This is a genomic window from Cupriavidus sp. HPC(L) (genome assembly GCF_000307735.3).
Lineage (GTDB): Bacteria > Pseudomonadota > Gammaproteobacteria > Burkholderiales > Burkholderiaceae > Cupriavidus.
Map to the genome: position 1 here is coordinate 1 of NZ_AMPR02000169.1, position 6,693 is coordinate 6,693.

Here is a 6,693-nt window from a genome sequence, read left to right on the forward strand (position 1 = left end):
GCGCGTCTCGCGCCAGACCGGACGGCCCAGCGCGATGAAGCGGTTCAGCACCGGCGCGGCGAAGGTGCCGCGCGCCGCGGCCGGCAGCAGGCCGGCCTCGTCCAGCACCGACAGGTCGACGATGCTCTCGCCGATCGCGACGCCGACGCGCGGCGCCTGCGCGCCGTGCGAGAACACGCCATAGGGCAGGTTCTGCAGCGGGAAGTGGGTGGCGGCGTCGTTGGCCGATTCGATCCAGCTGCAGGAGGATTGGGCTTGAGTCATGGATGCAATGCGTTAAAGAGTGATGCGCCAGGTAGCGCGTTACGTAGCGTTACGTTGGTTCCGTCGTCCGCGTACGCCGGCCATCAGCGCACGTTCGGGTTGAAATGCTTCTTCAGCCCTTGCCAGCAGTGCTGATAGTCGGGCTGCAGCGCGGCCGATTCGGCGGCGAAGCGCGTGGGCCGGATCACCGTCGGCGTCTCGAACATGAAGGCCATCGTGTCGGAGATGCGGTGCGGCCTGGTGGTGTCCGCTTCAGAGGCACGCGCGAAGGTCTCGGCGTCGGGGCCGTGGCCGCTCATGCAGTTGTGCAGGCTGGCGCCGCCCGGGGCAAACCCTTCGGCCTTGGCGTCGTAGACGCCTTCGATCAGGCCCATGAACTCGCTGGCGATATTGCGGTGGAACCAGGGCGGGCGGAATGAGTGCTCCATCGCCAGCCAGCGCGGGCCAAAGATCACGAAGTCGATGTTGTCGACGCCCTCGGTATCGGACGGGCTGTGCAGCACCAGGAAGATCGACGGGTCCGGATGGTCGAAGCTGATCGAGCCGATCGTGTTGAAGCGGCGCAGATCGTATTTGTACGGCGCGTAGTTGCCATGCCAGGCCACCACGTCCAGCGGCGAATGATCGATCTTCGCGCGCCACAGATTGCCCTGGAACTTGGCCACCAGCTCGAAGTCGCCCTCGACGTCCTCGTACCAGGCCACCGGCGTCTGGAAGTCGCGCGGATTGGCCAGGCCATTCGAGCCGATCACGCCGAGGTCGGGCAGCTTCAGCAGCGCGCCGTAGTTCTCGCAGATATAGCCGCGCGCCTCGCCGTCGAGCAGCTCGACGCGGAAGCGCACGCCGCGCGGCACCACCGCGATCTCCTGCGGCTCGACCTCGAGCACGCCCAGTTCGGTGGCCAGGCGCAGCCGGCCCTGCTGCGGCACGATCAGCATCTCGCCGTCGGCGTTGTAGAAGAAGCGGCCCTGCATCGAGCGGTTGGCCAGGTACAGGTGGATGCCGCAGCCAACCATCGCGTCGGGGCCGCCGTTACCGCCCATCGTGACGATGCCGTCGATAAAGTCGGTCGGCGCGTCCGGCATCGGCAGCGGGCTCCAGCGCATCTGGTTCGGCGACGGCGCCACCTCGTCGAAGCGGCTGACGATTCGCGATTGCTCGATCTTGACGAAGGACTCGTGCACCGCCGCCGGGCGGATCCGGTACAGCCACGAGCGGCGGTTGTGCGCGCGCGGCGCGGTGAAGGCGGTGCCCGACAGCTGCTCGGCGTACAGGCCGTACGGCGCGCGCTGCGGCGAATTCTGTCCGACCGGCAGCGCGCCCGGCAGCGCTTCGGTGGCGAATTCGTTGGCGAAGCCGGACTGGTAGCGCAGCGCGCCGGTGTCGGTGTCTTGGCGTAGTGCTTGGGTCATGGTGGTCCTGACAGAGGTTCGGGAAGGGTTCTCGGAAAAAAGATCGGCTTGATGGATCGGCTTACGCCGGAACCGGAATCGGCACGGCGGCGTCCGCTTGCGGCCCCGGCACCGCGGGTGGCACCGCGGCGCGCGCCAGCGCCATCGCTTGCCGCAGTACCGCGGTGTCGCCGATATGGTTGGCCAGCAGCAGGATCAGCTGCGCGTTGGCGGCCTGGCTTTGCGCATCGCTCAGATCGCGATGCATCTCGAGCAGCGACTCGTAGACGTCGTCCGGCTGCGCGAGATTCGGTTCGGTGACGAGCCGCGCGTGCTGCGGCTGCGGCTCGGCCGGGGCCGCGCGCCACTGCACGTCGATCATGCCGAGCGCGCGGCGCAGCGCGGCCAGCAGCGCGTCGTGGTCGACCTCGCGCCAGCGTGCGCAGACATGCTGGTCCGGGCGCAGCAGATAGCAGGTGCCGGGCTGGCCGTCGTAGCGGCGCACGGCCAGGCCTTCGACGTCTTCGAGCACGACCGCGCCGCGCGGCAGCGTGGGCGTGGGCTGCGCCGATGGCGTCGGTGGCATCATGCAAACCACTTTCACCGGCACCGGCGCGGCGCTCAATTGTTCGAGCGCCGTGCGCGCCGCGGACGACAGGCCCTGCGCATCGGCGAACACCAGCGCGGTAAAGCCGTTGCCCAGATGCGGCAGCAGCCAGCTCTCGCGCTGCGCCTTGTCGCCGACCACGCGCACCGGCGCATCGGCGCAGACCGCGCCGGGCACCATCGCGCCGGCGAACGGCGCGCTGTCCGGCGTGTTCAGCGGCGAAGGCGCCAGCACGGTCGGCGTCGACAGCCGGCCGCTATTGACCAGCTGGCGCGCGAACGGATGCTGGCGCGCGAGCCGCAGCACGCTGTCGCGAAACACGCGGCTGGTGGCGCTCTTCGGCGTGATGAAATCGGTCGAGCGCGTCGAATGCAGGATGTTCTCGTCGGCCGCGTATTCGCGCTCGCTGGCATAGGTGTCGAGCAGCGCGTCGGGCGCCCGCCCTTCCAGCACCAGCCGCAGCTTCCACGCCAGGTTCTCCGCGTCCTGCACGCCGCTGTTGGCGCCGCGCGCGCCGAACGGCGACACCCGATGCGCGGCGTCCCCGGCGAACAGCACACGGCCATGGCGAAAACGCTCCATCCGCTGGCACGAGAAGGTGTAGACGCTGACCCATTCGAGCTCGAACTGCGCGTCGGGCCCGAGCAGCGCGCGCAGCCGCGCCAGCACGCGTTCGGGCTGACGCTCCTGTTCGGGATCGGCATCCCAGCCCAGCTGGAAATCGATGCGCCAGATATTGTCCGGCTGCCGATGCAGCAGCACCGACTGGTTGCGGTTGAACGGCGGATCGAACCAGAACCAGCGCTCGGCCGGGAAGCCGGCGGCCATCTTCACATCGGCGATCAGGAAGCGGTCGCGGAAGGTCCGGCCCTGGCTTTGCAGCCCCATCAGCTGGCGCACGGGACTGCGCGCGCCGTCCGCCACCACCACGTAGCGTGCCGGCAGCGTGTAGTCGCCATCCGGCGTCGACACCGTCAGCACGACATGATCTTCCTGCTGGCGCAGCCCGCTGACGCCATGACGCCAGCGCAGTTCGAGTCCTTCCAGTTCGGCGGCCCGATCGACGAGATAGCCCTCGACGTAGTACTGCTGCAGGTTGATGAAGGCAGGACGATGGTGACCGCTCTCCGGCAGCAGATCGAAGCTGTAGACCTGCTCCTGGTCGAAGAACACGCGGCCGACGTGCCAGCGCACACCCTTGTCGACCAGCCGCTCGCCGCAGCCGAGGCGATCGAAAATATCGAGCGTGCGCTTGGCGAAGCAGATCGCGCGCGAACCGCTGGCCAGCGTGCAGTCGTCATCGAGCAGCACCACCGGCACCTGCTGCTGCGCCAGGTCGATCGCCGTGGCGAGGCCGACCGGACCGGCCCCGATCACGACCACCCGCCGTACCGCGGGCCGCGCGTCCGGCTGCTGCTCGGCGCAGCGCCGGTAGGCGAAGGTGCGGGCCTGGTAGTTGTCGCCTGCCTCGGCCGTGGTTTCCTCAGCTGTGGTTTCCATGTCGTCTCCCTCCGGCCGTCGCGCCCGCTGTCCCGCGGACTGCGGCGGCCAGCATGCCGCGCCTTCAGTCCTGCAGCGCGGCCCACATTTCCTTGTCGCGCTCGGCGGTCCAGATGCGCGGATGCTTGATGCCACTGGCCTCGTCATAGGCGCGCGCCACGTCGAACGGCAGGCAATGCTCGTAGATGAAGACGTGGCCGAACTTCGGATCCATCGCCGCGCGCGTATGCGCCATCGCGCCCTTCAGGTCCAGCTTCTGCGCCACCGCCTCGCGGCCGCGCTGCAGCAGCGTGCTGACGAAATCGCGCGTGTAGGCGAGGCCCTTGTCGACCTGTTCCGGCGTGGTCAGCGCAGGTCCGCGTCCCGGCACCAGCGCCTGCGGCTGCAGCGCGCGCAGCGCGTCGAGCGTCGCCGGCCATTCCTCCAGCTGCGCGTCGCCGCAATAGCAGGCCGCGTCGTACTCGACCAGGTCGCCGGAGAACAGGATCTTCTGCGACGGAATCCAGACCACGGTATCGCCCTTGGTGTGGCCCGGACCGAGATGCAGGATCTTGACCTCGAGCTTGCCGAGGAACAGCGTCAGCTCGCGCTCGAACACCAGGTTCGGCCACGTCAGGCCCGGCACGGTCTCCACGCCGGCGAACAGCCGCGGGAACCGCTCGATCTCGGACTTCATGTCGGCCTCGCCCCGCTCGACGATCATCTCGTACGTGCCGCGGCTGGCGATCACGTTCTGCGCGCCTTCGCCGAAATAGGCCGAGGCGCCCAGCACGCGCACCGCGTGGTAGTGCGACAGCACCACGTGCTTGATCGGCTTGTCGGTCACGCTCCGGATGCGCGCGATCAGGTCCTGCGCCATCGCCGGCGTGGCGGTGGTGTCGACGATCAGCACGCTGTCGTCGCCGATCACCACGCCCGAGTTCGGATCGCCCTCGGCGGTATAGGCGTAGGCGTTGTCGGACAGTTTGGTGAAGGTGACCTGTTTCGCTTCGAGGTCGGCTTGCGACGCAAAGGCTTTGGACATGGGGTTGTCTCCGTTCTGCTTGTAGCTGCCGGGGCTCCGCTGTGGGCCCCGCCCTGCTGGCTGGCCTTCCCAGCATAGGCCCGAGGCGTGCCGGCTGGGGCTCCGCCTCATTAATTACGGATTGTGAAACGAATTTACCGAATCGTAATCAGCGGCACGAAGGGTGTCAATCGGATCCGGCCCCAAAGTCCGACGAAGAACAGCAACAGGACCAGGAACAGCACGAGGACGAGGACCAGGACGAGGACGAGGGCAGCCATTGGCGGCACGGCGGCGTGCGCGCGGCGCCGGGTGCCGGTCTCAGGAAACGGAAAAGGAGGGAGAAGAAGGCGGAGCAGAAGGCGGGAGCGCGTCCGGACGAACGAGCCGGATCACGCCGCACGCGGTCGGACGCCGCGCGGTGCCAACACCAGCGGCCGGACGAACGCCGGCCGCCAAGGGAACAATGACAGGATCAGACGGGCTTCTGGCCTTCGCCCTGCGGGGAGCCCATGCCGCCCGCGCCGGACGTTCCGCCGCCGGAGGAGGCGGACGAAGCCGAGGACGCCGAGGCGCCGCCGGCCGGACCGGCCATCGAGGCGGCAGTCACGCCGCCGTTGCGGCTGGCGATGAAGGCATTGACGTCCTGCGCCAGATGCTGGGGGGCAAGCACCACCTCCAGACCGAGCGCCTCGCAGGCGGCCAGGAAGGTGCTCATACGCGGATCGGCCTGGCCCGACTCCGCACGCAGATACGCCTCCCGGGAGATCCCGGCCTTGCGGGCGACGTCCTCCTGCTTGAGCTTGCGCGCTCGGCGCAACGCCCGCAGTTGCCGGAACGGTTCGCTAGCGCCTCGTGGCACGGCTGTACTGTTCATATCGGTCTCCAGTCACCAAAAAAGAAAGTGCGCGGACGTGCATTCGAGTATAGAGCACACGTCGCGTTCCGTATGTAATCAGGGAAACACTTTTACAGATTTCACGATTTGTGCCGGTTGGCTTTCCTCCAGCCCCTGCCGTCTCGATATCGGGCCCTTTGAAGTGCCCGTGCTTCCACAATAGCGAATCGACCTCGTTAGCGCCAAGTTCGGTTTGACAGACCGACCGGTCGTGCTATTCTTCCGAGCATGCAAAAAGGCCAGCTAACGCGCAGCGCAATCATCGCTCAGGCATTCGATACCGCCACGCGGATCGGATTCGAGCAGCTGTCGCTTGCCGAACTGGCCGCCAGCACGGACATGTCCAAGAGCGGCCTGTACGCGCACTTCAAGTCGAAGGAGGCCCTGCAGCAGGCAGTGCTGGAACTGGCGATCGAGCGCTTCACGGCGATGGTGGTGCAGCCCGCGCTGCGCCAGCCGCGCGGCGTGCCACGTCTGCGCGCGCTGTTCGAAGGACAGCTCGAATGGATCGGCAGCACCGACTCCGGCGGCCGCTGCCTGTTCATGGCGCTGGGCCAGGAATATCGCGACCGGCCGGGCGTCATCCGCGACATGCTGGTCCGCGCGCTGAAGGACTGGAACGGCATCGTGGTCCGCGTGGCGACGGACGCAATCCAGGATGGCGGCCTCGGGGCGGACGAGGAACCGCGCCAGATCGCCTTCGAGATGGCCGGCATCGTGATGGCCTTCCAGCAATCGCTGAAGATGCTCGGGCGCGCCGACGCCCAGGCGATGGCGCGCCGCGCCTTCCAGTCGCTGGTGACACGCGGCAAACGCGCGGCCGCATAGCTTGCTGGGGTCACCGGCGCGGAACCGTTTTGCGCTGGTCCACGCGGCAACGTTTTCGATCGGTAACATTTTCGCCGATAAATAGCACGACCGGTCGGTCTTATCGAGGCCCGAGAGAGATGCAGGAGGGGCCGCGCAGCGAGGTCGACGGGCCAGGGATGGAACCGCAAACGGAGTGAATATCGTGACACAGGCCCTGTCT

5 protein-coding genes and 1 pseudogene are annotated in these 6,693 nt (G+C 67.7%); 1 reads left to right on the forward strand and 5 read right to left on the reverse strand.

Annotation, left to right across the window (positions count from 1 at the left end; genetic code table 11):
* The 5 genes and pseudogenes from B551_RS11515 to B551_RS11535 form a co-directional block, all read right to left on the reverse strand.
* A pseudogene (locus tag B551_RS11515) lies at positions 1-264 on the reverse strand (fumarylacetoacetase); the annotation flags it as partial.
* A gap of 83 nt (positions 265-347) precedes the next feature.
* A complete protein-coding gene (gene hmgA, locus B551_RS11520) occupies positions 348-1,676 on the reverse strand; it encodes a homogentisate 1,2-dioxygenase (RefSeq protein WP_023264125.1) in 1,329 nt (442 codons plus the stop codon).
* Positions 1,677-1,737: 61 nt separating this feature from the next.
* Positions 1,738-3,762, reverse strand: a complete 2,025-nt coding sequence (locus B551_RS11525) for an FAD-dependent monooxygenase (RefSeq protein ID WP_023264126.1) — start codon at positions 3,760-3,762, stop codon at positions 1,738-1,740.
* A 64-nt stretch (positions 3,763-3,826) separates the two neighbouring features.
* Entirely contained in the window at positions 3,827-4,786 is a 960-nt protein-coding gene (locus B551_RS11530) for an MBL fold metallo-hydrolase (protein ID WP_006579774.1), read from the reverse strand.
* 454 nt (positions 4,787-5,240) lie between these two features.
* Positions 5,241-5,642 (reverse strand): helix-turn-helix domain-containing protein, encoded by a 402-nt coding sequence (locus tag B551_RS11535; protein ID WP_023264128.1) that lies wholly within the window; start codon positions 5,640-5,642, stop codon positions 5,241-5,243.
* Positions 5,643-5,891: 249 nt separating this feature from the next.
* Here B551_RS11535 and B551_RS11540 point away from each other — a divergent pair, with 249 nt between their 5' ends.
* Positions 5,892-6,491, forward strand: coding sequence for a TetR/AcrR family transcriptional regulator (locus tag B551_RS11540; RefSeq protein ID WP_006580270.1), 600 nt, complete (start codon positions 5,892-5,894; stop codon positions 6,489-6,491).
* The last annotated feature ends 202 nt before the right edge of the window (positions 6,492-6,693 follow it).